This is a genomic window from Pseudomonas sp. HLS-6, assembly GCF_002753995.1.
Lineage (GTDB): Bacteria > Pseudomonadota > Gammaproteobacteria > Pseudomonadales > Pseudomonadaceae > Aquipseudomonas > Aquipseudomonas defluvii.
Genome location: NZ_CP024478.1, coordinates 3959281 through 3982875, shown reverse-complemented (window position 1 = coordinate 3982875; position 23595 = coordinate 3959281). Strand labels below are relative to the sequence as shown.

The following is a 23595-nucleotide window of genomic DNA, read 5'->3' as shown; positions in this document are numbered from 1 at the left end:
CTGGGCTCAGTGTTGCGCCGAGCCTTCACCCGCCAGTTTGCGGTCATACTGAAACCGCCAGCGCACATACAGCAAGGCGCTGATGAACAGCGCCAGGCTCAGCAGCACTTCCAGCCAGCCGAACAGTGCCCGGTCCGGGACGAAGGTGGCCTGTACACCGCTGATGAAATACAGGTTTACCACGAAGCAGATCCAGGCATGAGCCCGGGCACTGCCCAGCAGTATGCCTGGCATCAGTATCAGCAACGGTACCAGTTCGACGCCGAGAATCACCCAGGAGCGCGCGCCATGCAGCTCGGCGAACAGCAGGGTGTTGACGCTCAACAGGGCGATCAAGCCGACGAATGTCGCCAGGCTCAGCGCCCGGCTGATACGCACACGTGGAGCCAACCACTCCAGTGGGGGCAGTACTTTCGGCTTCTTAGCCACGGCCGTTCTCCAGTAGCGTAGCGGTGCTCGCCAAGCGTTGGCCGAGCGCCCGGCACAGGGCGATTTCATCGGCGTCCAGGGCGCGCTTGCCGTCAGCTCCGGCGTGGTGGCTGGCGCCATAAGGGGTGCCACCTCCACGGGTTTCCAGCAGCGCCGACTCGCTGTAGGGCAGGCCCATGATCAACATGCCATGGTGCATCAGCGGCAGCAGCATGGACAGCAGCGTCGATTCCTGGCCGCCATGCAGGCTGGCAGTGGAGGTGAACACCGCGGCGGGTTTGCCGACCAGGCCGCCGCTCAGCCAGAGGCTGCTGGTGCTGTCGATGAAGTACTTGAGAGGTGCGGCCATGTTGCCGAAGCGAGTCGGGCTGCCCAGTGCCAGGCCGGCACAATTACGCAGGTCGTCAAGGCTGGCATACAACGCACCGTTTTCCGGGATGCTCGGGGCAACGGCTTCGCACTCGCTGGAAATGGCCGGTACGGTGCGAATACGGGCTTCCAGGCCGCCCAGTTCAACGCCACGGGCAATCTGCCGGGCCATCTCACTGGTGGAGCCATGGCGGCTGTAATACAGAATGAGGATGTAGGGCGTGCTCACGAAAGGATCTCCAGCACCTTTTCGGGTGGCCGGCCAATCACGGCGTTGTCGCCCGCGACCAGAATCGGTCGCTCGATCAGTTTCGGGTGGCTGACCATGGCGGCAATCAGTTCATCTTCGGATAGGGCAGGGTTTGCCAGGTCGAGGCTCTTGTACTCGTCTTCGCCACTGCGCAGCAGTTCACGGGCTGTGATTCCCAGTTTGCCGAGCAGGCTGCGCAGCGTCGCCGCGTCGGGTGGTGTTTCCAGGTAGCGTACTACGGTTGGCGCCAGGCCACGGGCCTCGAGCAGTTCCAGCGCACCACGGGATTTGGAGCAGCGTGGGTTATGGTAAAGCGTCAAGTCGGTCATGTTCGGGTCGCATCCAGCATGAAGTGGCGGCTATTCTAACCGCAGCGACTTCGCATTTTGCTTGAATATTCAATAAGGATTGACCCATGACAAGGCGATTGGCAGCAGTACTGGCGATCACTACGAGCCTGTTGCTCGGCGGTTGCGGCGCAGACTATGGGCTGGATCAAAATGGCCGCAAAGTGGCGGCCGAGCACGTGGATGGGCGTTGGCTGGTGCTCAACTATTGGGCTGAATGGTGTGGCCCGTGCCGTACGGAGATTCCGGAGCTCAATGCAGTGGCCAAAGACCTGCAGGCCAAGGGCGTGACGGTGCTCGGGGTGAATTTCGACGGCCTGCGCGGTGATGAGCTGAAAAAGGCCAGTGATGCGCTGGGGATCGGGTTCACCGTGCTTGCTGACGACCCGGCCGAGCGCTTTGAGTTGCCGCGCAGTGAGGGTTTGCCGGTCACCTACATCATTGATGACAAGGGCAAGGTGCGCGAGCAGTTGCTGGGTGAGCAGACCGCAGCGGGCATTACCGAGAAGCTGACGGCACTCAAGGGCGCCTGATCCGTCGGTATCACGCGCAGCCAGGCAGTGGTTTGCGCGTCCCTGCAGGGGCCAGCAATGCCGGCCCCTGCAGAACATGACGGGTACTTAGCCTTCTTCAGGCCAAAAACGCAGTGGCTTGCCTTGTGCTGGCCAGAACCGTACCTGTTCGATTGGCGAGATGTCCCAGCGTTGTACCTCTCCCAATGCCTGCAGGAAACGTTGCTCCTGTTCCATCAGTGCCGGTGCGCAGCGCTTGCGGGTGCTGCCAATTTTACCGAAGCTCAGTTTGTTTCCGTCCAGCTGGTACGGCGCGAACCAGTGGTTGCAGCCTGCATTGCCATACGCCCGGCCATCGGCTGCCAAGGTCAGCGTCAGGTGGCTGTAGTCCATCAGTGGCCGTTCGCCAATCCATTCCAGTATGTAGCTTTGCTCCTGCTCCAGCTTCATTGGCTCGGCAGCGCAGCCGACCAGGCCTGCGGCTGCCAGGGCCGATAACAGAAGTTGTTTCACTGCGCCTGCCCCCGGCATTTCGGGCACGTATGTTTGTCGCCCTGGGTGGTCCAACCCAGTTCGGCAATACGCGCCACGGCGGCGGGTTGTTGGGCCTTGTTGCCCAGCTTGGCGTCTACCGCGAACTCGAAGTCGAGGCTGGCCTGGCAGCTGTCGCAGTTGACTTGCCACTGATGGATCGCCAGTTCGCCGAAGACCGGGCCACTGGCCACGGCTACCCATTGACCGGGCGGGTTGATCAGGTGGCGTACTTTTTCCACGGTAAGGCGCATTGACAGGGTCTTGCTGCCCTTGAGGGTCACCAGCAAGACATCGTCATTGTGGATTGAGCCACCATTGCCAGTGACCTGGTAGCGACCTGGTGCCAGAGAGCGGCATTCGATCAGGGTGTGTTGCGGATTAAACAGGTTGTAGCGGAAATCGTGTTCGACCATGGGTCCTCCAAATCTGCCGCGTATCCTAGCATCAACCTTCGACCAGATTCTGCGGATTCCCGACCGCCCAGCGGGCAATGTTCTCCAAGGTGGTCTGGGCAATGGCGGCCAGGGCTTCATGAGTAAGGAACGCCTGGTGGGCGGTGATGATCACGTTGGGGTAGGTCAGCAGCCGCGCCAGCACATCATCCTGTAGAGGTTGGTCGGAGCGATCTTCAAAGAACAGCTGTGCTTCTTCCTCGTAGACGTCCAGGCCCAGGTAGCCGAGTTGGCCGCTTTTCAGGGCATCACTCAGAGCTGGGGTGTCCACCAGCGCGCCACGGCCGGTGTTGATCAACATCGACCCGCGTTGCATCAACGCCAGGCTCTGCTGATTGATCAGGTGGCGGGTTTGCTCGGTCAAGGGGCAATGCAGGCTGACGATGCGTGCCTGAGCCAACAACTCCGGCAACGGCAGGTAGCGTGCGCCAAGGTCCTGCATTTGAGGGTTGGGGAAGGGGTCGTAGGCCAGTAGCTGGCAGCCGAAGCCGGCCATGATCCGTGCAAAGGCCAAGCCTATCTGGCCGGTACCGATCACCCCGACGGTTTTGCCGTAGAGGTCGAAGCCTGTCAGCCCATGCAGGCTGAAGTCGCCTTCGCGGGTGCGGTTATAGGCCCGGTGCAGGCGTCGATTGAGGGCCAGAATCAAGGCCACGGCGTGTTCGGCGACGGCGTGCGGTGAATAGGCCGGTACGCGCACCACGCTCAGCCCCAGGCGTTTGGCGGCCTTCAGGTCAATATGGTTATAGCCGGCCGAGCGCAAGGCGATCAGCCGCGTGCCACCGGCCGCCAGATGCTCCAGCACCGGTGCTGATAAATCATCGTTGATGAAGGCGCAGACAATCTCGTGGCCTGCCGCCAGCATGGCGGTAGCCTCGGTCAGGCGCGCAGCCTGGAAGTTCAGGGTCAGCCCTTCAATGGCGGGCGCGGCACGGAAACTCTCCTGGTCGTATGTCTGGCTGCTGAAAAATAGTGCGCGCATGGCAAAGCTCCTTGGCATCGAATGCCGCCAGTTTAAACAACCGCCACGCCGCTGGCTTTGCCTCAGGTCAGACGCTCAGCCGCGCCTGGGCGCTGAGCCGGGCAAGGGCGCGATCCAGTTCGTCGAGGGCCTGTTGGGCTTGCGGCGCATTTTGTTTAAGTAACGTCTCGCAGCGCTGGCAGGCGGCGCGCAGTTGTGGCACACCACAATAGCGGGTGGCGCCATTGAGACGGTGAACCCGTTCGATCAGCGCGGTGCGGTCACTCGCATGGCGTGCGGTACGGATGGCATCGCGGTCGGCGTCCAGTGAGGCCAGCAGCATTGCCAGCATGTCAGCCGCCAGGTCCGGTTTACCTGCCGCCAGACGCAGGCCTTCTTCCGGGTCGAGTACTTTGAGTTCGGCACTGTCGACCGGGCGCTCGCTGAAACGTTCTACAGGCGGCTTGGCCAGTGAGAGCCCCGTCCATTTCAGCAGGACCTGGGCCAATTGCCGCTCACTGACTGGCTTGGTCAGGTAGTCGTCCATACCGCTGTGCAGCAAGGCGAGTTTTTCGTTGGCCATCGCGTGGGCGGTCAGTGCCACGATCGGTAGCGCTGCGCTATCGTTTGCGGTTTCCCAGAGACGTATTTGTTCGGTGCATTCGCGCCCGTCCATGCCCGGCATCTGTACGTCCATCAGAACGAGGTCGAAGCAGTCCTCCTGTACCGCCTTGATCGCCGCGCTGCCGCTATCGACGGCCTCTACCGAGGCGCCAAGGTCTTCCAACAGTGTTTGTACCAGGAGCAGGTTGGCAGGGTTGTCGTCGACACACAGCACTTTGGGTTGGCGCTGCCCCGGCACTTGACGCGTCAGCTCTTCCTCACTTCGTCGTGGTTCGGTCAAATCCAGCAGAGCGCGGCGCAGTTTGCGGGTGCAGGTTGGTTTGACCTGCAATTGGCTGTGCGGGTTCGGCAGGCAGGCTTGAAACGCGCGTTGCTCGGTGGTCGGGCACAGCACCATGGTCTGGCAACCCTGTTTTTCGAGGGTTTGCACGTGCTGACCAAGTCTCTCAGGGGACAGGTTGGCAAGGCTTACGCCGAGCACCGCCAGCTCAAATGGCTGGCCGGCCAGGCGAGCCGCATCCATGCCATTGAGCAACTGATCGAGCGTGTTGAACACCGTAATGCTCAGCCCGCAGTCCTGCAGTTGGTGCTGCAGGGCCTGGCACGCCAGGGGGTGTGGGTCGATTATGGCGGTGCGGCGTCCCTGCAGCGACGATGGCGGCAGGTCTTCAGCATCATCCAGGGCTTTAGGCAAGCGTAGGCTGACCCAGAACTGAGAGCCTTCGCCCGGGGTACTGTCGACACCAATTTCGCCGCCCATCTGTTCAATCAGTCGCTTGGAAATCACCAGCCCCAGCCCCGTTCCGCCTGGCTGGCGGGAGAGGGAGTTATCGGCTTGGCTGAATGCCTGGAACAGGGCGCGCACGTCTTGCGGCGACAGCCCGATGCCTGTGTCCTGAACGCTGATGCGCAGGTGGACACTGTCCTCCTGATCATCGTCGTCATCCTCTAGCATCACTCGTGCGACGATGGTGCCCTCACGCGTGAACTTGATGGCGTTGCTGACCAGGTTAGTGATGATCTGCTTCAGTCGCAGCGGGTCACCAACCAGCGACAATGGGGTGTCGCGGTAAATCACGCTGACCAGTTCAAGCTGCTTGGCGTGGGCCGAAGGGGCGAGAATGGTCAGGGTTTCCTGAATGACGTCGCGCAGGTTGAACGGAATACTGTCGAGCACCAGTTTCCCAGCCTCGATTTTCGAGAAGTCGAGAATCTCGTTGATGATGCCCAGCAGGTTGTCGGCAGACTTCTCAATGGTGCCCAGGTACTCAAGCTGGCGCGGGCTCAGCTCGCTTTTCTGCAGCAGGTGAGTAAAACCGAGGATGCCGTTGAGCGGGGTGCGGATCTCATGGCTCATGTTGGCCAGAAACTCTGACTTGATCCGGCTGGCTTCCAGGGCTTCCTTGCGCGCCATGTCCAGTTCGATGTTCTGGATCTCGATGGTTTCCAGGTTCTGGCGAACATCCTCTGTTGCCTGGTCGATGCTGTGCTGCAGTTCTTCATGGGCGTTTTGCAGGGTTTGGGCCATGCGGTTGATGCCGTCGGCCAGCTCATCCAGTTCGTAACTCCCCAGCGTAGGTAGGCGTTGCTCCAGGTTGCCGTCCTTGAGCTGGTTCACCGCATGCTTGATCTGCCCTAGAGGGCCGTTAATGGTCCGGCTTATGCGCAAGGCAACCAGGGCGGTTACAACCAGGCCGATGAAAATCAGCAGCATGCTGGCAAAGAGGCTGCGGTAGCCCCGTAGGAGTGTGCCGTCATGGGACAGTTCGACTTCCACCCAGCCGAGCAGGCGGTGGGATTCGCCGGGAATCAATTCGCCCGCCAGATCGCGATGGCGGCCAAATACCGGTAGCAGATAGCGCGTCGCGTCGCTGCCGCTGCGCTGCAACAACTGGGTTGTGTCGCCATTGGGTGCCTGGTTGAGCATGCTCGGTCCGGCATGGGCAAGGCTGCTGCGGTCGGGCGCAAGAAAACCTACCGCACGTACATCGGCTTGTTCCAGTGCCTGAGCGGCGATGCGCTCCAGTTGTGCGGGGTTGTTGCTGACCAGTGCCGGTGCCACCAGAGGGGCCAGTTGCTCCGCAATCATCTTGCCGCGTTGCAGCAGTTGGGACTGCAACTCGTTTTGCTGCAGCCAGGTGAAATAGCCACCCAGTACCAGCGCCATCAGGCTGGTCGGCAAGAGCGCGAGCAACAGCACACGGCTTCTGATACCCAATCTATTCAGCACGCCACTCTCCTGTGCTCAGGCAATTGCTGTAAGACGCCATAAGATCCAAGTGGCGGCCCAAGTCGGAAAATTACCGCGACTATCGAAGCAATGCACTCATTTGTATCTACTTTTATCTTTTTGTGGGAATTTTCCTAGATGTTTGTCGGTAATTGGTTGCTTGATGCGTATGTAATCTGAATAATCATGTTATTGAGAATTACTAGCGTCTACTAATGAGTCCCGTAATTACGCCTGTCCCCAACATTCTTGCAATCGAAGACGATCCGATCCTGGGTAGCTACGTGCATGAACAGATGCAACGCAGTGGCTTTCGGGTGACCTGGTGCCGGGATGGCGGTGAGGGGTTGGCGCTGGCAACGCGTGAGCCTTTCGATGTCGTGTTGATGGATATCCTGCTGCCGGGATTGAATGGCCTGGATGCCTTGTCGCAGTTGCGTGCGTGCAGTTCGACACCGGTCATTCTGATGTCCGCCCTGGGCGCGGAGGCCGACCGTATCAGTGGCTTTCAGCGAGGCGCGGACGATTACTTGCCCAAGCCCTTCAGCATTGCTGAGTTACGGGTGCGGGTCGAAGCGATCCTGCGCCGGGTTGCACTGGAGCGACGCCACCAGCAACCCGAGCCGATGCTTTCAGGCGGGCTGCTGTTCGATGAGCGGATCACTGATGTGTGTTTCGAGCAGCGCTGGGCCGGGCTGACCCCCAGTGAATATCGCCTGCTGGAAACCCTTCAGCGCAATGTCGAAGAGGTACTGAGCAAGCCGTTCCTCTACCAGCAGGTACTGCAGCGCGGTTACTCCCGGCACGACCGTAGCCTGGATATGCATGTGAGCCAGATTCGCCGGAAACTGAAGCGCATTGGTTACCTGGAGCGGCAAGTGCTGACTGTTTGGGGCAAAGGCTACCGGCTCAGCGCTGTCGAGGCCGGTTAAGTGCCCGGTCGTTATTCACTGTTCTGGAAGCTGGCCGTTCTGCTGGTGGGCTTCTGCCTGCTGATGATCGCGTTGAGCTGGACCTGGGGCCGTCAAATGGAGACCCGTACAGCCTTTCTCTCAAGCACCGCACGAGCAACGCTCGAGGCGTATGCAGCAGACGCCGAACAGGCCTGGCGACGCGGCTCAGAGGCGGCGGTCGATGCTTGGCTGGAAGGTGTGCGTCGCCGTGAAGGTGTCTGGGTCGGGGTCATTGGCCGTGATTTGCAATCCCTTGGCAGCCTGCCTTTGAGTGATGCCGAAAGCCAGCGCCTGACCGCCCTGCGCGGGGTTGATTGGCCGATCAGTCGCCGCGCCACGCAGCCCCCCTGGATCAAGCTGCCTTTTCCCCTGGACGCCACTCAGGGCAGTCTGGTCATCGAGTTGCCGCAGCGATTGATGCCCCAGCGCCATGTCACGTTGCTCTGGGCCGTGGTTATCAACGGGCTGATTCCTGGTCTGTTGACGTTACTGTTCTGTGTCGGGCTCTACCGCATGTTGATCATGCCGTTGAACCAACTGCGTCACCAGGCCAACGCCTGGCGGGCCAATCAGCTTTCAGCGCGGGTAGCCAGTACGACCACCAGCCGGCGTGATGAACTTGGCGAGCTGGGGCGTGCATTCGATGATATGGCCCAACGGCTACAACGCACCGTTACTCTGCAGCAGCAGTTGCTGCGAGACTTGTCTCATGAGTTGCGTACGCCCCTCAGTCGGTTGCGTGTTGCCTGTGACTCGGAGGTTGATGAGCGGGGCTTGCGTGAGCGCTTGAGCCGCGAGGTCGACGGCATGCAGCGGCTGGTTGAAGATGCGCTGCAACTGGCATGGCTTGATGCTGAGCAAAGCCCTCTGACCAGAGAGCCGATCCAGGTTCAGGCACTGTGGGAGATGCTGGTCGAGGATGCCTGCTTTGAAAGTGGCTGGTCGGCGGATCAACTGCAGTGCTCGCTGGACGGCTCCTGCTGGGTGCTGGGTAACCTCAACAGTCTGGCCCAGGCATTGGAAAACATTCTGCGCAATGCCATTCGGCATTCACCTGCCGAAGGTGTGATTCGTCTGGGTGGGCGCCGTAGCGGCAGCCTGTGGGTCCTCTGGATAGACGATCAGGGGGGCGGCGTTGCCAAGGGCGAACTGGAACGTATTTTCGATCCTTTCGCCCGGTTGGATGGTTCACGCCCCGGTGATGGCGGCTTTGGCCTGGGATTAAGCATCGCCCGCAATGCGCTGACGCGCCAAGGCGGGCAGCTATGGGCGCAGAATACTGATGAAGGCCTGCGGCTGCTGATGCAATTGCCTGCTGCAACCGAGCTTATAGCTCAAGGCTATAAGGAGCATACATTGCGTGATATGGGCGCACGCCGTTTGCCGGTATGATGAATACCCCCGCAGTCTGGATTGCGAATACGCCATGACCTTGCAGTACCCTACGATCGCCGATTGCGTCGGCAACACGCCCTTGGTTCGCCTGCAGCGCATTGCTGGCGATACGAGCAACACCCTCCTGCTCAAGCTTGAAGGCAATAACCCGGCAGGTTCGGTCAAGGACCGGCCAGCGTTGTCGATGATTACCCGTGCCGAACTGCGCGGGCAGATCAAGCCGGGTGACACCCTGATCGAAGCGACCTCGGGTAATACCGGGATTGCCCTGGCCATGGCAGCGGCGATCAAGGGCTACAAGATGATTCTGATCATGCCGGACAACTCCAGCGCCGAGCGCAAGGCGGCCATGACCGCCTACGGTGCCGAGCTGATCCTGGTCAGTAAGGAAGAGGGCATGGAAGGTGCCCGTGATCTGGCCGGGCGGCTGCAGGCCGAAGGCCGTGGCCAGGTGCTCGACCAGTTCGGCAATGGTGACAACCCTGAAGCCCATTACGTCAGCACTGGCCCGGAAATCTGGCGCCAGACCCAGGGCACCATTACCCATTTCATCAGCTCCATGGGTACCACCGGTACTATCATGGGCTGCTCGCGCTACCTGAAGGAGCAGAACCCGGCGGTGCAGATCGTCGGCCTGCAGCCGATGGAAGGTTCTGCTATTCCTGGCATTCGCCGTTGGCCGCACGAGTACCTGCCGAAAATCTTCGAGGCCGAGCGCGTTGACCGTGTGGTCGATATGTCCCAGGCCGAGGCAGAAGACACCACCCGCCGTCTGGCCCGTGAAGAAGGTATTTTCTGTGGTGTGTCCTCTGGCGGTGCCGTGGCGGCCATGTTGCGCCTGTCTCGCGAGGTAGAGAACGCGGTCATGGTGGCGATCATTTGCGACCGTGGCGACCGTTACCTGTCGACCGGCATTTTTGACGCTGGTAACTGATGTCCAAGAATAAACGTAATAGCGGCCTGCGCTTTCAGCCGGCCGGCGGCAGCCGTACCCCACAGGTTCCTGTTGGCAAGAAGCAGCGCCTGACACTCGAACGCTTGTCCGGCGACGGCCGTGGCATCGCATTTGTTGAGGGGCGTACCTGGTTTGTCAGCGGTGCGCTGGCGGGTGAAGAGGTCGAAGCGCGGGTGCTCAGCGCCCATGGCAAGGTGGTCGAGGCACGTCTGGAGCGTGTATTCAGCGCCAGCCCGCTGCGGCGTACGGCCCCTTGCGCGCATGCGGCCCGTTGCGGTGGCTGCAACCTGCAGCACCTGCCCCATGCCGAGCAGTTGGCGCTCAAGCAGCGCCTGCTCGCGGAACAGTTGCAGCGTGTAGCGGGCGTTGAGCCTGAGCACTGGGCGCCGCCGCTGAGTGGGCCTGAGTTCGGCTACCGGCGGCGTGCGCGCGTTGCAGTGCGTTGGGATGCCCGCGCCAAACACCTGGAGGTTGGTTTCCGTGCCGAGGCCAGTCAGGATATCGTTGCGATCGATGAATGTCCGGTGCTGGTCGACGCCCTGCAGCCGATCATGCAGCAGTTGCCTGCCGTGTTGCGCGGCTTGCGCAAACCTCAAGTGATCGGCCATGTCGAATTGTTCAGCGGTACGGCGCTGGCGCTGTTGCTGCGCCATACCGCTCCGCTGACGGAGGGCGATCTACAGCAACTGCAGGCGTTCTGTAACGACGCTGGCGTGCAACTCTGGTTGCATGGAGAGGGTGAGCCGACCGCGGTTGATCCGAGCCAGGCGTTGGGTTTTGTTCTTGAGCCGTGGGGCCTGGAGCTGGCCTACCGCCCAGGTGACTTCGTTCAGGTCAATGCCCAGGTCAATACCGCGATGATCGAACAGGCACTGGCCTGGTTGGCACCGCAGAATGACGAGCGTGTGCTTGACCTGTTCTGCGGCCTGGGTAACTTCGCTTTGCCACTCGCCCGACAAGCCCGCGAAGTCGTGGCGGTGGAAGGGGTGCAGACCATGGTCGAGCGTGCCGCGGAAAACGCCCGCAGTAATAATTTGCATAACGTGCGCTTTTTTCAGGCCGATTTGTCCCAACCTCTGGCAGGCATGGAGTGGGCCAGTGAGGGCTTTTCTGCGGTACTCTTGGATCCACCACGGGACGGTGCGCTTGAGGTGGTCAGAAATATTGCGAACCTGGGTGCCAAGCGTCTGGTCTATGTTTCGTGTAACCCGGCCACTCTGGCGCGCGATACCCAAGCGTTGCTCGGGCAGGGTTACCGGTTAAAGTGTGCCGGGATACTCGACATGTTTCCTCAGACGGCCCATGTCGAGGCCATGGCGTTATTCGAGGCGGGCTAGCGTAGCAAGCCCGTTCGGCGGTTGCCCCTTGGATCCGGCAGGGGCAACGCCTGTGATTTCAAGCGCATTACGTATGCGCGGTAGGGAAAGGTAAACAAAGATGGTACAGGTGAGAGTGCACCAGCCGGTCAACACCGACGGTAGTATCAATCTCGAGGCATGGCTGGATCATGTGGTCAGCGTCGATACGGCGCTGGACCGGGAAGCCCTCAAGGCCGCCTGTGAGTTCACCCAGGATGTCGAGAAAAAGGGCAACCCGGCCAAGCATTCCTGGGCCGACGGTACGTCGAGTTTTCAGGCCGGGCTTGAGATCGCGGAAATTCTCGCTGATCTGAAGCTTGATCAGGATTCTCTGGTGGCCGCGGTCATCTATCGCTCTGTGCGCGAAGGCAAGGTAACCCTGGCCGAGGTGGGCCAGCGCTTTGGTCAGGTCGTGTCCAAGCTGATCGATGGTGTGCTGCGTATGGCGGCCATCACCGATAGCCTCAATCCGCGTCATTCCTTGGTACTTGGCTCTCAGGCGCAGGTTGAAAACCTGCGCAGGATGCTCGTGGCCATGGTTGACGATGTGCGCGTGGCCCTGATCAAGCTGGCTGAGCGCACGTGTGCGATCCGTGCGGTGAAGAGTGCCGACGACGAGAAGCGCCACCGGGTCGCCCGCGAAGTGTTCGATATCTACGCGCCGTTGGCGCATCGCCTGGGTATCGGGCATATCAAGTGGGAGCTGGAAGACCTGTCCTTCCGCTACCTGGAGCCTGAACAGTACAAGCAGATCGCCAAGTTGCTGCATGAGCGCCGGCTGGATCGTGAGCGCTTCATTTCTGATGTCATGAACCAGTTGCAGAACGAACTGCTGGCCACCGGGGTCAAGGCTGACATCAGTGGCCGTGCCAAGCATATCTATTCGATCTGGCGCAAAATGCAGCGCAAGGGCCTGGAGTTCAGCCAGATCTACGACGTGCGGGCGGTGCGCGTGCTGGTTCCGGAAATGCGCGACTGTTACACCGCGCTGGGTATCGTGCATACCCTTTGGCGGCACATTCCCAAGGAGTTCGACGACTACATCGCCAACCCCAAGGAGAATGGTTACCGCTCCCTGCATACTGCGGTTATCGGCCCGGAGGGCAAGGTACTGGAGGTTCAGATCCGTACCCACGCCATGCATGAAGAGGCCGAGCTCGGCGTCTGTGCGCATTGGCGCTACAAGGGCACGGATGTCAAATCCAGCTCCAACCACTATGAAGAGAAAATTTCCTGGCTGCGTCAGGTCCTCGAGTGGCATGAAGAGCTGGGCGATATTGGTGGCCTGGCTGAACAGTTGCGGGTCGACATCGAGCCGGATCGGGTCTATGTCTTTACCCCGGACGGGCATGCCATTGACCTGCCCAAGGGCGCGACCCCGCTCGACTTCGCCTACCGCGTGCATACCGAAATCGGCCACAACTGCCGCGGCGCCAAGATCAATGGGCGGATCGTACCCCTCAACTACAGCCTGCAGACCGGTGAGCAGGTCGAAATCATCACCAGCAAGCACGGTAATCCGAGCCGTGACTGGCTGAACACGAACCTGGGCTATGTCACCACCTCGCGGGCACGGGCCAAGATCGTACACTGGTTCAAGCTGCAGGCTCGTGATCAGAACGTTGCCGCAGGCAAGACCTTGCTTGAGCGTGAGCTCACGCGGCTCGGTCTGCCCCAGGTGGACTTTGAGCGCCTGGCGGAAAAAGCCAACGTCAAGACCGCCGAGGATATGTTTGCCTCGTTGGGCGCCGGCGACTTGCGCCTGGCCCATTTGGTCAACGCCGCACAGCAACTGGTGGAACCGGAGCGTGTTGAGCAACTGGAGTTCATCACCCGCAAGGCGACCGGTATCAAACCGGGCAAGCGCGGTGATATCCAGATCCAGGGCGTGGGTAACCTGCTGACGCAGATGGCGGGTTGCTGCCAGCCGCTGCCGGGGGATGCCATCGTTGGCTATATCACCCAGGGCCGCGGCGTGACCATCCACCGTCAGGATTGCGCTTCGGCGTTGCAGTTGGCCGGGCGTGAGCCGGAGCGGATCATCCAGGTAAGCTGGGGGCCGGTACCGGTGCAGACGTATCCGGTGGATATCGTCATCCGTGCCTACGACCGTCCGGGCTTGCTGCGTGACGTCTCTCAAGTGCTGCTTAACGAGAAGATCAACGTGCTGGCGGTCAATACCCGCTCGAACAAGGAAGACAACACTGCGCTGATGTCGCTGACCATCGAAATTCCGGGGCTTGATGCACTAGGACGCTTGTTGGGGCGTATTTCGCAGTTGCCGAACATCATCGAGACGCGGCGTAATCGTACTTCCTGAGGTGCTTTCGCCCGCACTGCCAGTTTCCCCGGGAGCTGCAGTGCGGGTGATGATGCCAGGCCCTCCGACACAGAGAACCCAAGATGTACACCCTAGACGACTTGCTTCATCTCATGGCGCGCCTGCGTGATCCGCAGTACGGTTGCCCGTGGGACCTCAAGCAGACCTACGCGAGCATTGTTCCCTACACGCTTGAAGAAGCTTACGAGGTGGCTGATGCCATCGAGCGCAGTGATTTCGAGCACCTGCAAGGTGAGTTGGGCGATCTGCTGTTTCAGGTGGTGTATTACAGCCAATTGGCGCGGGAGGAGGGGCGCTTCGAGTTTGAGGCTGTAGTCGATAGCATCACTCGCAAACTGATTCGTCGTCATCCCCATGTGTTTCCAACGGGGGAGCTGTATGCGCCGCTGGATACGCCGCGCCTCGATGAAGGCCAGGTCAAGCAGCGCTGGGAAGAAATCAAGGCTCAGGAGCGCGCCGAGAAGGCCGAGCCTGAGCAGTTGTCGCTGCTCGATGACGTGCCGGCAGCCTTGCCGGCCTTGTCGCGAGCGGCCAAGCTGCAAAAGCGAGCGGCTCAGGTCGGCTTTGACTGGCCTGATGCCTTGCCTGTGTTGGACAAGGTCCGTGAGGAGCTCGATGAAGTGCTCCAGGCCATGGCCGACAATGACCCGGCGGCATTGGCCGACGAGGTGGGCGACTTGTTGTTTGCCGCCGTCAATCTGGCGCGGCATGTGAAAGTCGATCCGGAAACCGCGCTGCGTGGCGCCAATGGCAAGTTCGAAAGACGCTTCCGTTTTATCGAACAGGCATTGCGCGATATGGGCCGTCCGATCGAAGATTGCACCCTCGAAGACTTGGACGCGCTCTGGGGCGAGGCCAAACGTCAGGAAAAGAACCTGTCCAGCTGCGGCTGAACTGTTGCATAAGTGAGTAAGCATCCATGAGTCTTTCCCTTCGTGACCAATTGCTCAAGGCCGGTCTGGTCAACCAGAAGCAGGTCAAGCAGGTCACCAAAGAGCAGAAGAAGCAAAAACGCCTGGAGCATAAAGGCCAGGTAGAAGTTGATGACACCCAGCAGCGTCTGGCCAAGGAAGCCATGGCCGAGAAGGCCAAGCGCGACCAGGAGCTGAACCGTCAGCAGCAGGAGAAGGCCGAGCAGAAGGCCCGTGCTGCTCAGGTCAAGCAACTGATTGAAGTGTCGCGCTTGCCCAAGCTGAACACTGAGGACTACTACAACTTCGTGGACGACAAGAAGGTCAAGCGCCTGTCGGTCAACGCCCTGATGCGTAGCAAGCTGAGCAGTGGCTCGTTGGCTATCGTTCATCACGGTGGAGGTTACGAAGTGATTCCACGTGAAGCTGCGCTGAAGATCCAGGAGCGTGATCCCAAGCGTATCGTCCTGCTCAACACTCAGGTTGAGGAGCCGGATGCCGATGATCCGTACGCGGCCTATCAGATCCCTGATGATCTGATGTGGTAAAGCGACAAACCCCGCTTCGGCGGGGTTTGTCGTTATTGGCGCTGATACTGAAAACCCCGCACAGCGCGGGGTTTTCAGGTGTGCTGTCGGGCTTCAGTTGCCTTTGACAGGTTTTCCGTCGACCGTACCGTCCTGCAGTATGATCACGTATTCCTTGCCGTCGGTTTCAACCTGGCGCAGTTGTACCAGCAGGTAGTCCCAGTCCTTGGCGAACCACAGTTCAGTGATGCGCTTGCTCTGGCTTGGGTCGCGTACGCGCTCGACCTTGATGGCGTCAACCTGGCCGGCCTTGGTCGAGACTTTCTCTGTGCCCAGGACGCGGAAGTCGTAGGTGTCGATCTCGTCGCCATCGACCACTTGGTAGCTGATGCTTTTCTTGCCAGCGGCAACGTCATGTTGCAGTGCAAGCTGATACGAGGACTTGTCCAGCACGCCACGGTTGAGTGGCAGCTTTACGGCATCTCCACGGTCGGTGCCGGTGATCATGTTGCTTGACCAGTCGAAGTCCAGATCAACTTTTTTCGCCTTGCCCAAGCCGCCACGTTCGAAGTGGTAGGTTTGTGGCAGCAGGGTGTCCTTGTCCATGCGCAAGGTGCTTTGCTCGGTCAGGCTGGCGATCATCATCGCGGCCTTGAAGTTGAGGCTCCAGGTACCGTTGGCATTCTTGACCAGGCTGCGCTCGGCGGTGCCGCTCATGGGCAGCTGTTTCCAGTCGGCGGTGTAGCTGGCCGAGTAGGGCTTCAGCTCGGCTGCCTGAAGCGGTAACGCAAGCACGGCGAGGGCGAAAAGCAGGGCGCGACGCATAAAATCTCCTAGGGTCGAATCAAGTGGCCGCTGGCCGCCAGAGGCTGGCCATCCATTAACGCACCGGTTTCGCCCAAGCGTAAACGACCTTCAGCGAACCAGCGAACAGCCAGCGGGTAAATCTGATGTTCCTGGCGGTGAACCCTTTGTGCCAGGCTTTCTGGCGTGTCGTCCAACTCTACCGGTATTACTGCTTGTACGACCAGTGGTCCGCCGTCGAGTTCCTCGGTGACGAAGTGGACACTGCAGCCATGTTCGCGATCGCCAGCTTCCAGCGCGCGTTGATGGGTGTGCAGGCCCTTGTACTTGGGCAGTAGGGAGGGGTGGATGTTCAACAGCCGGCCCTGATAGTGGCGGACGAATCCGGCACTGAGAATGCGCATGAACCCGGCCAGTACGACCAGTTGCGGTGAGTAGCCGTCGATCAGCTCGATCAACGCCGCATCGAACGCCTCGCGGCCATCGAAGGCCTTGTGGTCGAGTACGGCGGTGTCGATGCCTGCATCGCGGGCGCGTTGCAGGCCGTAGGCATCGGCGCGGTTGGAAATCACCGCGCGGATCCGCACCGGGTTGCCCTCGGTGCGGGTGCTGTCGATCAGCGCTTGCAGGTTGCTGCCGGAACCCGACAGCAGTACCACTACATCACAGAGCGTGCTCGGCATTAGTGCGCCTTGAGGTTTTTCAGCTCGACCTGGGCAGCGCCCTCGGCAGCGGCGGCGATCTGGCCGATCACCCATGGCTGCTCGCCGGCTTCACGCAGCACGTCCAGCGCGCGCTGGACATCGTCCTGAGCCACGCAGATGACCATGCCGACGCCGCAGTTCAGTACGCGGTGCATTTCGGTCTCGTTGACGTTGCCTTGCTCTTGCAGCCAGTTGAACACGGCTGGACGCTCCCAGCTGGCGACATCGACAACCGCCTGTGCGCCTTTTGGCAGTACACGCGGGATGTTGTCGAGCAGGCCACCGCCGGTGATGTGCGCCATGGCCTTGACCGCGCCAGTCTCCTTGATCAGCTTGAGCAGTGGCTTGACGTAGATGCGGGTCGGGGCCATCAGCAGGTCGGTCAGCGGTTTGCCGTCGAGCTGGATGTTCTCGATGTCCGCGCCGGCGACTTCGATGATCTTGCGGATCAGCGAGTAGCCGTTGGAGTGCGGGCCGGACGATGGCAGGGCGATCAGCGCGTCGCCGTTGGCAACACGGGAGCCGTCGATGATGTCGGCTTTCTCGACCACGCCGACGCAGAAGCCTGCCAGGTCGTAGTCTTCGCCTTCGTACATGCCCGGCATTTCGGCGGTTTCACCACCGACCAGCGAGCAGCCAGCCAGTTCGCAACCCGCGCCAATACCGGTGACCACCTGGGCTGCGGTGTCGACGTTGAGCTTGCCAGTGGCGTAGTAGTCAAGGAAGAACAGTGGCTCGGCGCCACAGACCACCAGGTCGTTCACGCACATGGCGACCAGGTCGATGCCGATGCTGTCGTGCTTGTTCAGGTTCAGCGCCAGACGCAGCTTGGTGCCGACACCGTCGGTACCCGAGACCAGAACCGGCTGTTTGTAGCCGGCCGGGATTTCGCAGAGGGCGCCAAAACCGCCCAGGCCGCCCATGACTTCCGGGCGCGCCGTGCGCTTGGCCACGCCTTTGATGCGTTCGACCAATGCTTCACCGGCGTCGATGTCTACACCGGCGTCCTTGTAGCTCAGGGAGGGTTGCTTGCTCATGATCCAGGCCTTTAGGGGGGAGGGATTCGGGGGAATCGACCGTGACCTGCCAGGCAAAGCGGAGGTTTTCCTGCTGCCTGACCGTCGCCGGTCTGCGAAGGCGCGCGATTTTATCAGGGTTACCGGGTAGCGGCCATCCTCAGGCCGACGGGTAGAGCCTCAATCGACAGAAAAATGATGATTAACCACCTGCGACTGGTTGCCGCGCCATGGGCTGTATAAGGTATAGCCATGGTGTACTGATGAAAATGCCGTGACGATTGAATGTTTTACCGGGGCCTGTGGTCTCAACCCCGGGCGCGGTCAAGCGGTGCCTCTATTTATGAATGGACGGGAGTCCCACATGCGTTTGTGCTCATATCTGGTCCTCGGCTGTGTCGCGCTGTTTGGCCTGACCGCTCAGGCCGAAACCCTCTCCGGTTTGTACCAGGTGCGTCAACCGGTCAGCGGCCAAGGCGCCGAGGCACGCACCCAGGCTACCGAACAGGCGCTCAATACCCTGGTGTTGCGCCTGACCGGTGACAGTAAAGCCCTGCAGAACCCCGCCGTCGTGGCCCTTCGCAAAGACCCGCAACAGATCATCAGTCAGTTTGGCTATGAAGCCGGCCCGCCCGAAACCCTGTTGGTGGACTTCGACCCGGGCACAACTGATCGGGCGCTGCGTCAGGCGGGCTTGGCCCTGTGGGGGAATAATCGTCCGGCGATTCTCGGTTGGTGGTTGAACGATAGCGCTGAAGGTTCGAACCTGGTCGGCGACGGGCAAAGCAGTGCCGTGGCGTTGCGTCGTGCGGCCCAGCACCGTGGTCTGCCTCTGCGCTTGCCGCTGGGGGATCTGGGCGAGCAGTTGGTCGCTACCGCGAAAAACCTGGAAGGTACCGACCCGGCGCCGTTGCGCGATGCCTCCGAGCGTTATGGTGCCGATGCGTTGTTGGCAGTGCATGCCACCGAGGCCGACGGTAAATGGCAGGGTACCTGGCGCCTCTGGCAGGGTGACCAGCGTGAGCAGGGCAAGGTTGAGGGCGCGGACCCAGCAGCCCTGGCCGATGCGGTCATGCTGGCAGTGAGCAGTCGTTTGGCGTCGCGATTCGTTGCGCGCCCGGGAGCCAGCAGTGAAATGCAGCTACAGGTGCAAGGTGCGAATCTGGAGCGTTATGCCGAGTTGGGCCGTGTGCTGGAGCCATTTGGTGCACGCTTGGTCAGTGCCGAGAAGGACGTACTGACCTACTCGGTCACCGGTAGCAGTGAGCAACTGCGTGCCCAGCTTGGCCTGGCCAGGTTGCAGGAGGTGCCTGCAAGCACGCCGATCGCGACTGCGCCGGTCAGCGCTGATCCGGCGGTTGCCGGTACAAGCGCTGCGTCTGTTCAGCCGTTCAATGGCCTGCGTTTTCGCTGGTAAAGGGAGTTACTGATGACGGGTACGCGCCGCTGGGTGTGGTTGGGCATGGCGTTGCTCTGTGCAGCCCTGGTGTATTGGTTGCACGCGATTCTCTCGCCATTCCTGGTCGGGATCATGCTGGCGTACCTGGCCGACCCGCTGGTCGATCGGCTGGAACGTGCAGGGCTGTCACGCACCTGGGGTGTGGTAGTGGTCTTCAGCCTGTTCGGACTGGTGTTGCTGGCCCTGTTGCTGGTGTTGATTCCCATGCTGGCCAAGCAACTGGTGCGGCTCTATGAGCTGACACCGCAGATGCTGGATTGGTTGCAACACGTAGCATTGCCCTGGGTGCAGGCGCGCCTGGGGCTGGCGGACGGTTTCTGGCGTTTCGACAAGGTCAAGGCCGCGATCAGTGCGCATATGGGGCAAACCAGCGACATCGTCGGTGTGGTGTTGTCTCAGGCGACGGCATCGGGCCTGGCGTTGCTCGGCTGGTTGGCCAACCTGGTCTTGATTCCAGTGGTGGGTTTCTACCTGCTGCGCGATTGGGACCTGATGATGGCCCGGTTGCGCAGCCTGTTGCCGCGTCAGCGTGAGGCCCAAGTGGTCGTGCTGGCTGGCGAGTGTCACGAAGTGCTGGGGGCGTTCGTTCGTGGCCAGTTGCTGGTAATGCTGGCGCTGGGCGTGATCTATGCGGCCGGGTTGATGCTGGTCGGGCTTGAGCTCGGCTTGTTGATCGGTGTGCTGGCCGGGCTGGCCGCCATCGTGCCGTACATGGGGTTTATCATCGGCATTGGCGCGGCAATAGTCGCCGGGCTGTTCCAGTTTGGCGGCGAGTTGTATCCGCTGCTCGGCATTGTCGCCGTGTTCATGATTGGCCAGATGCTCGAAGGGATGGTGTTGACGCCCATGCTGGTCGGCGATCGCATTGGCCTGCACCCGGTGGCGGTGATTTTCGCCATACTTGCCGGCGGTGAGTTGTTCGGCTTTACCGGTGTGTTGCTGGCCTTGCCTGTTGCGGCGGTGATCATGGTTTTGGTGCGGCATGTCCATGACCTTTATAAAGAATCCGATATTTATGCGGGCCAGATCGATCCTGATCTTTAGGCTGATATCAGAAGGCTTGCACTCGCGCCAGGCATCTAATGCAAGCCTTTGATTTTGCTTATGGTCTTCTGCGATTGTGCGAGTGACCTCACGGGTATAAACTTTGCAGACTTTTCAAGAAAGGCCCTTTGCGGCTTCCCAAGCCGCCCAGCCAGCATGAAACCGATCCAGTTGCCCCTGGGTGTGCGTCTACGTGATGACGCCACCTTCATCAACTACTATCCGGGTGCCAACGCCGCAGCATTGGGCTACGTCGAGCGACTCTGCGAAGCCGACGCCGGCTGGACCGAAAGCCTTATCTATCTGTGGGGCAAACAGGGCGTGGGTCGCACTCACCTGTTGCAAGCGGCCTGCCTGCGTTTTGAGCAGATGGGCGAGCCGGCGGTCTATCTGCCGCTGGCGCAGTTGCTCGACCGTGGCATAGAACTGCTGGATAACCTCGAACAGTACGAGCTGGTCTGCCTCGACGACTTGCAGGCCATTGCCGGCAAGCCAGAGTGGGAAGAGGCGATGTTTCACCTGTTCAACCGCCTGCGTGACAGCGGTCGACGGTTGTTGATTGCTGCGTCCAGTTCGCCTCGCGAGCTGCCGATCAAGCTGGCTGACCTCAAGTCGCGCCTGACCATGGCGCTGATCTTCCAGATGCGTGCATTGTCCGATGAAGACAAGCTGCGCGCCCTGCAACTGCGTGCTTCGCGCCGTGGCCTGCACCTGACCGATGAGGTTGGGCACTTCATTCTTACCCGTGGCACCCGCAGCATGAGTGCGCTGTTCGATCTGCTCGAACGCCTCGATCAGGCGTCGCTGCAAGCGCAGCGCAAGCTTACGATCCCCTTTTTAAAGGAAACCCTGGGCTGGTAGCGGCGATCTAGAGCCTCGGCACATAAAAGTCACATTTTTTTCGATTGAATTTGCAAATCGACTCGATAGAGGGCATAGTTTCCCCCTCATTGAACTCTAGACACGGTCGTGCCCATGCTAAATCGCTTCGCACCCCTCGTGCCCCTCGCACTTGTAACCCTGCTTTTTGGCTGCGCGGCGCATAGCCCTGTATCGCAGCAGCAGGAGCAGCAAGCCATCGCTGCTCATCACGGTTCGGTCAAATCCTCTGGCACCTCTTCGGTGTTTGACGAAGAACTGGCTACTGAAGAAGAGCTGAGCGAGTTCGGCAGCAGCAAGCCTTACCAGCTGCCTGCGCTGGCCGATAACATTCTTGAGCGCGGTATGTCCCTGATCGGTACCCGTTACCGTTTCGGCGGTACTTCCGAGGCCTCGGGCTTCGATTGCAGCGGTTTCATCGGTTATCTGTTTCGTGAAGAAGCTGGCATGAAGCTGCCTCGCTCTACCCGCGAGATGATCAACGTCAAGGCACCACAGGTTGCGCGTAACAACCTCAAGCCTGGCGATTTGCTGTTCTTCAGCACCAATGGTCGCGGCCGTGTCAGCCACGCCGGTATCTACCTGGGCGACGATCAGTTCATTCACTCCAGCAGCCGTCGTAGCGGTGGTGTGCGAATCGACAGCCTTGGCGATCGCTACTGGAGCAAAACCTTCATCGAAGCCAAGCGCGCGCTGGCAATGGCGGGTCCGACCACCATTTCGCGTAACTGAGCCTCGATCAGGTTTGACACGGCGACGTAGCCCTCGGGTGCGTCGCCGTACTTGTTTTTAGAAAGCGTCTAATCTTCACTACCACTATTTTCTGGCCAAGTGCCAGCCGGCTTCAGACAGGATGCTCTGACTATGTCGATGATGGCGCGTTTCGCTGTACTTGCCCTGGCAGCCCTGCTGGGCGCCTGCTCAACCCAGGCTCCGGCCCCGCGAGTGGTCGAGCCTGCGGTCATGGCACCGCAAGTCTATTTCTCCCCGGTTGCCGAAGATGTACTGTTCCGCGCCTTGGGCCTGGTGGGTACGCCGTATCGTTGGGGTGGCAACACGCCGGACTCCGGATTCGATTGCAGCGGCCTGATCGGCTATGTTTATCGTGATGCCGCAGGTATTTCCCTGCCGCGTTCTACCCGCGAGATGATCGGCATTCGTGCGCCGAACATCGAGCGTAATGCGCTGCAGTCTGGCGATCTGGTGTTTTTTGCCACCAATGGTGGCTCCGAGGTCAGCCATGCCGGTATCTATGTGGGCGAAGGGCGTTTTGTCCATGCGCCTCGTACCGGTGGTACGGTGCGACTGGACTACCTCGCGAACAGCTATTGGCAAAAGGCTTACCTGAACGCCAAGCGTGTGCTGCAGCCGCCGCAGCCGAACCTGGCACGCAACCCCTGATCTGAATCGAGGTGGGCGATGACCGGTCAGACGCTCTACCTCGACGATGCCCTCTATCACTACCTGCAAGGTGTTTCACTGCGTGAGACGCCGCTGTTGGCGCGTCTGCGTGCTGAAACCCAGGCGTTGCCAGAGGCGCGCTGGCAGGTTGCGCCCGAACAGGGGCAGTTACTCGCCTTGCTGATACGGTTGATCGGTGCCCGTCGAGTCATCGAGGTGGGTACCTTCACTGGCTACAGCGCCCTGTGCATGGCGCAAGCCATGGATGGGGGGCATCTGCTGTGTTGCGACCTGCCAGGCGATTACAACGCCACGGCACAGCGCTACTGGCAAGAGGCCGGTGTTGCCGAGTGTATCGAGTTGCGCCTGGGGCCGGCGCTGCAAACCCTGGCAACACTCGATGCAGAATCCTTCGACTTGATCTTCATTGATGCCGATAAGGCCAATTACCCGCGTTACCTGGAGGAAGCCTTGCGCGTGCTGCGTCCGGGTGGCCTGGTGGTGTTCGACAACACCCTGTGGAGTGGGCGCGTGCTTCAGGTCGTACCGGACAGTGAAGACACCCGTGCAATCCAGGCGCTGAACGCGGCATTGAAGGACGACCTGCGGGTGGATTTGTCGTTGCTGCCGCTGGGGGATGGGCTGACCTTATGCCGCAAGCGCTGAACGTGTCTGTGGCGCCTCGCGCATGGCACGGCGTCAGCAGGTGTTCTGACAGCTTTAATTGACGCTCCCGGCCCAACCCTCTAACCTTCGCGACTTGTTTCAGGTGCTCTGCAGCCGTGGCAGTTGGCAGGGTGAAACAGGGAAGCCGGTGGGCGCTTGCAGCGCGATTCCGGCGCTGCCCCCGCAACGGTAGGTGAGTCAAGGTTACGCAGGGCCACGGGGTCTACGACCCGGGAAGGCGCGTCGCCAGGGTGTGCATGACCCCGCTCACAAGCCCGGAGACCGGCCTGTTACAGCCAACGGCATCACGGAGGGTGATGCGCGGTACGCCGGCCTCTGGCCGCAGCCCTGCGCGTTTTTCGTGTGCTTTGTCCATTCATCTGTCGCGCCGCCCAGTGGCCTTTCCAAACCCCAGCCCGTGCCGGTCGTCGTTGCTGACGATGGCCTGTGGTGCCCGGCCGACAGTTGCCTGCG

The 23595-nt window shown here is 60.6% G+C and carries 24 protein-coding genes and 1 riboswitch; of the genes, 14 read left to right on the top strand and 10 right to left on the bottom strand.

Features of this window, described 5'->3' with window-relative positions; genetic code table 11:
* Nucleotides 1-6 precede the first annotated feature (6 nt).
* From CS390_RS18640 to arsC, 3 genes are read right to left on the bottom strand one after another with little or no spacing between them, the layout of a single operon-like run.
* Complete coding sequence (locus tag CS390_RS18640) at nucleotides 7-429, bottom strand: DUF2069 domain-containing protein (protein ID WP_065761848.1); 423 nt, start codon at nucleotides 427-429, stop codon at nucleotides 7-9.
* Nucleotides 422-1027 carry an NAD(P)H:quinone oxidoreductase gene (wrbA, locus tag CS390_RS18635; protein ID WP_065761847.1) on the bottom strand — a complete coding sequence of 202 codons (606 nt, stop codon included), beginning with the start codon at nucleotides 1025-1027 and terminating at the stop codon, nucleotides 422-424. Before wrbA ends, CS390_RS18640 begins: the two co-directional genes overlap by 8 nt.
* Entirely contained in the window at nucleotides 1024-1377 is a 354-nt protein-coding gene (gene arsC / locus CS390_RS18630; protein ID WP_065761846.1) for an arsenate reductase (glutaredoxin), read from the bottom strand. Before arsC ends, wrbA begins: the two co-directional genes overlap by 4 nt.
* Before the next feature lie 86 nt (nucleotides 1378-1463).
* Between arsC and CS390_RS18625 the strand changes: the two genes are divergently transcribed.
* Nucleotides 1464-1928 carry a TlpA disulfide reductase family protein gene (locus CS390_RS18625; RefSeq protein WP_099775570.1) on the top strand — a complete coding sequence of 155 codons (465 nt, stop codon included), beginning with the start codon at nucleotides 1464-1466 and terminating at the stop codon, nucleotides 1926-1928.
* Between the two features lie 87 nt (nucleotides 1929-2015).
* On the opposite strand, the gene CS390_RS18620 is transcribed toward CS390_RS18625, so the two are convergent.
* From CS390_RS18620 to CS390_RS18605, 4 genes are all read right to left on the bottom strand, one after another.
* Nucleotides 2016-2420 carry an META domain-containing protein gene (locus CS390_RS18620; RefSeq protein ID WP_099776761.1) on the bottom strand — a complete coding sequence of 135 codons (405 nt, stop codon included), beginning with the start codon at nucleotides 2418-2420 and terminating at the stop codon, nucleotides 2016-2018.
* Entirely contained in the window at nucleotides 2417-2854 is a 438-nt protein-coding gene (locus CS390_RS18615) for a hypothetical protein (RefSeq protein ID WP_099775569.1), read from the bottom strand. Before CS390_RS18615 ends, CS390_RS18620 begins: the two co-directional genes overlap by 4 nt.
* Nucleotides 2855-2885: 31 nt before the next feature.
* Nucleotides 2886-3875: a 2-hydroxyacid dehydrogenase gene (locus CS390_RS18610; RefSeq protein WP_099775568.1), complete on the bottom strand. Its 990-nt coding sequence runs from the start codon at nucleotides 3873-3875 to the stop codon at nucleotides 2886-2888.
* Between the two features lie 67 nt (nucleotides 3876-3942).
* Nucleotides 3943-6708 carry a response regulator gene (locus tag CS390_RS18605; RefSeq protein ID WP_099775567.1) on the bottom strand — a complete coding sequence of 922 codons (2766 nt, stop codon included), beginning with the start codon at nucleotides 6706-6708 and terminating at the stop codon, nucleotides 3943-3945.
* Nucleotides 6709-6923: 215 nt separating this feature from the next.
* Between CS390_RS18605 and CS390_RS25105 the strand changes: the two genes are divergently transcribed.
* From CS390_RS25105 to CS390_RS18575, 7 genes are all read left to right on the top strand, one after another.
* Complete coding sequence (locus CS390_RS25105; RefSeq protein ID WP_102053267.1) at nucleotides 6924-7640, top strand: response regulator transcription factor; 717 nt, start codon at nucleotides 6924-6926, stop codon at nucleotides 7638-7640.
* On the top strand, nucleotides 7641-9053 hold the full coding sequence (locus CS390_RS25100; RefSeq protein WP_305885272.1) for a cell wall metabolism sensor histidine kinase WalK: 1413 nt from the start codon (nucleotides 7641-7643) through the stop codon (nucleotides 9051-9053).
* A gap of 34 nt (nucleotides 9054-9087) precedes the next feature.
* On the top strand, nucleotides 9088-9990 hold the full coding sequence (gene cysM, locus CS390_RS18595) for a cysteine synthase CysM (RefSeq protein WP_065761440.1): 903 nt from the start codon (nucleotides 9088-9090) through the stop codon (nucleotides 9988-9990).
* A complete protein-coding gene (gene rlmD / locus CS390_RS18590; protein ID WP_099775566.1) occupies nucleotides 9990-11348 on the top strand; it encodes a 23S rRNA (uracil(1939)-C(5))-methyltransferase RlmD in 1359 nt (452 codons plus the stop codon). Before cysM ends, rlmD begins: the two co-directional genes overlap by 1 nt.
* Nucleotides 11349-11448: 100 nt before the next feature.
* On the top strand, nucleotides 11449-13689 hold the full coding sequence (gene relA, locus CS390_RS18585) for a GTP diphosphokinase (RefSeq protein ID WP_065761442.1): 2241 nt from the start codon (nucleotides 11449-11451) through the stop codon (nucleotides 13687-13689).
* Nucleotides 13690-13772: 83 nt separating this feature from the next.
* Nucleotides 13773-14603 (top strand): nucleoside triphosphate pyrophosphohydrolase, encoded by an 831-nt coding sequence (gene mazG / locus CS390_RS18580; RefSeq protein WP_065761443.1) that lies wholly within the window; start codon nucleotides 13773-13775, stop codon nucleotides 14601-14603.
* Between the two features lie 26 nt (nucleotides 14604-14629).
* Nucleotides 14630-15169 carry a DUF2058 domain-containing protein gene (locus tag CS390_RS18575; RefSeq protein ID WP_065761444.1) on the top strand — a complete coding sequence of 180 codons (540 nt, stop codon included), beginning with the start codon at nucleotides 14630-14632 and terminating at the stop codon, nucleotides 15167-15169.
* A 93-nt stretch (nucleotides 15170-15262) separates the two neighbouring features.
* Here CS390_RS18575 and CS390_RS18570 read toward each other — a convergent pair whose 3' ends face one another.
* Genes CS390_RS18570 through purM form a run of 3 tightly spaced genes read right to left on the bottom strand, consistent with a single transcriptional unit; the run spans nucleotide 15263 to nucleotide 17693 of the window.
* Nucleotides 15263-15973: a DUF3108 domain-containing protein gene (locus CS390_RS18570; protein ID WP_065761445.1), complete on the bottom strand. Its 711-nt coding sequence runs from the start codon at nucleotides 15971-15973 to the stop codon at nucleotides 15263-15265.
* Between the two features lie 8 nt (nucleotides 15974-15981).
* Nucleotides 15982-16635, bottom strand: coding sequence for a phosphoribosylglycinamide formyltransferase (gene purN / locus CS390_RS18565; protein WP_099775565.1), 654 nt, complete (start codon nucleotides 16633-16635; stop codon nucleotides 15982-15984).
* On the bottom strand, nucleotides 16635-17693 hold the full coding sequence (gene purM, locus CS390_RS18560) for a phosphoribosylformylglycinamidine cyclo-ligase (protein ID WP_099775564.1): 1059 nt from the start codon (nucleotides 17691-17693) through the stop codon (nucleotides 16635-16637). The genes purN and purM overlap by 1 nt, the downstream gene beginning before the upstream one ends.
* Nucleotides 17694-18036: 343 nt before the next feature.
* On the opposite strand from purM, the gene CS390_RS18555 reads away from it, so the two are divergent.
* From CS390_RS18555 to CS390_RS18530, 6 genes are all read left to right on the top strand, one after another.
* Complete coding sequence (locus CS390_RS18555) at nucleotides 18037-19089, top strand: DUF2066 domain-containing protein (protein WP_065760511.1); 1053 nt, start codon at nucleotides 18037-18039, stop codon at nucleotides 19087-19089.
* A 12-nt stretch (nucleotides 19090-19101) separates the two neighbouring features.
* Complete coding sequence (locus CS390_RS18550; RefSeq protein WP_099775563.1) at nucleotides 19102-20175, top strand: AI-2E family transporter; 1074 nt, start codon at nucleotides 19102-19104, stop codon at nucleotides 20173-20175.
* 156 nt (nucleotides 20176-20331) lie between these two features.
* On the top strand, nucleotides 20332-21036 hold the full coding sequence (hda, locus tag CS390_RS18545) for a DnaA regulatory inactivator Hda (protein WP_065760513.1): 705 nt from the start codon (nucleotides 20332-20334) through the stop codon (nucleotides 21034-21036).
* A 114-nt stretch (nucleotides 21037-21150) separates the two neighbouring features.
* Nucleotides 21151-21786, top strand: coding sequence for a C40 family peptidase (locus tag CS390_RS18540; RefSeq protein ID WP_099775562.1), 636 nt, complete (start codon nucleotides 21151-21153; stop codon nucleotides 21784-21786).
* A 132-nt stretch (nucleotides 21787-21918) separates the two neighbouring features.
* Entirely contained in the window at nucleotides 21919-22455 is a 537-nt protein-coding gene (locus CS390_RS18535) for a C40 family peptidase (protein WP_099775561.1), read from the top strand.
* An 18-nt stretch (nucleotides 22456-22473) separates the two neighbouring features.
* Nucleotides 22474-23121, top strand: a complete 648-nt coding sequence (locus CS390_RS18530) for an O-methyltransferase (RefSeq protein WP_099775560.1) — start codon at nucleotides 22474-22476, stop codon at nucleotides 23119-23121.
* An 84-nt stretch (nucleotides 23122-23205) separates the two neighbouring features.
* A riboswitch (cobalamin riboswitch) is annotated at nucleotides 23206-23427 on the top strand.
* The last annotated feature ends 168 nt before the right edge of the window (nucleotides 23428-23595 follow it).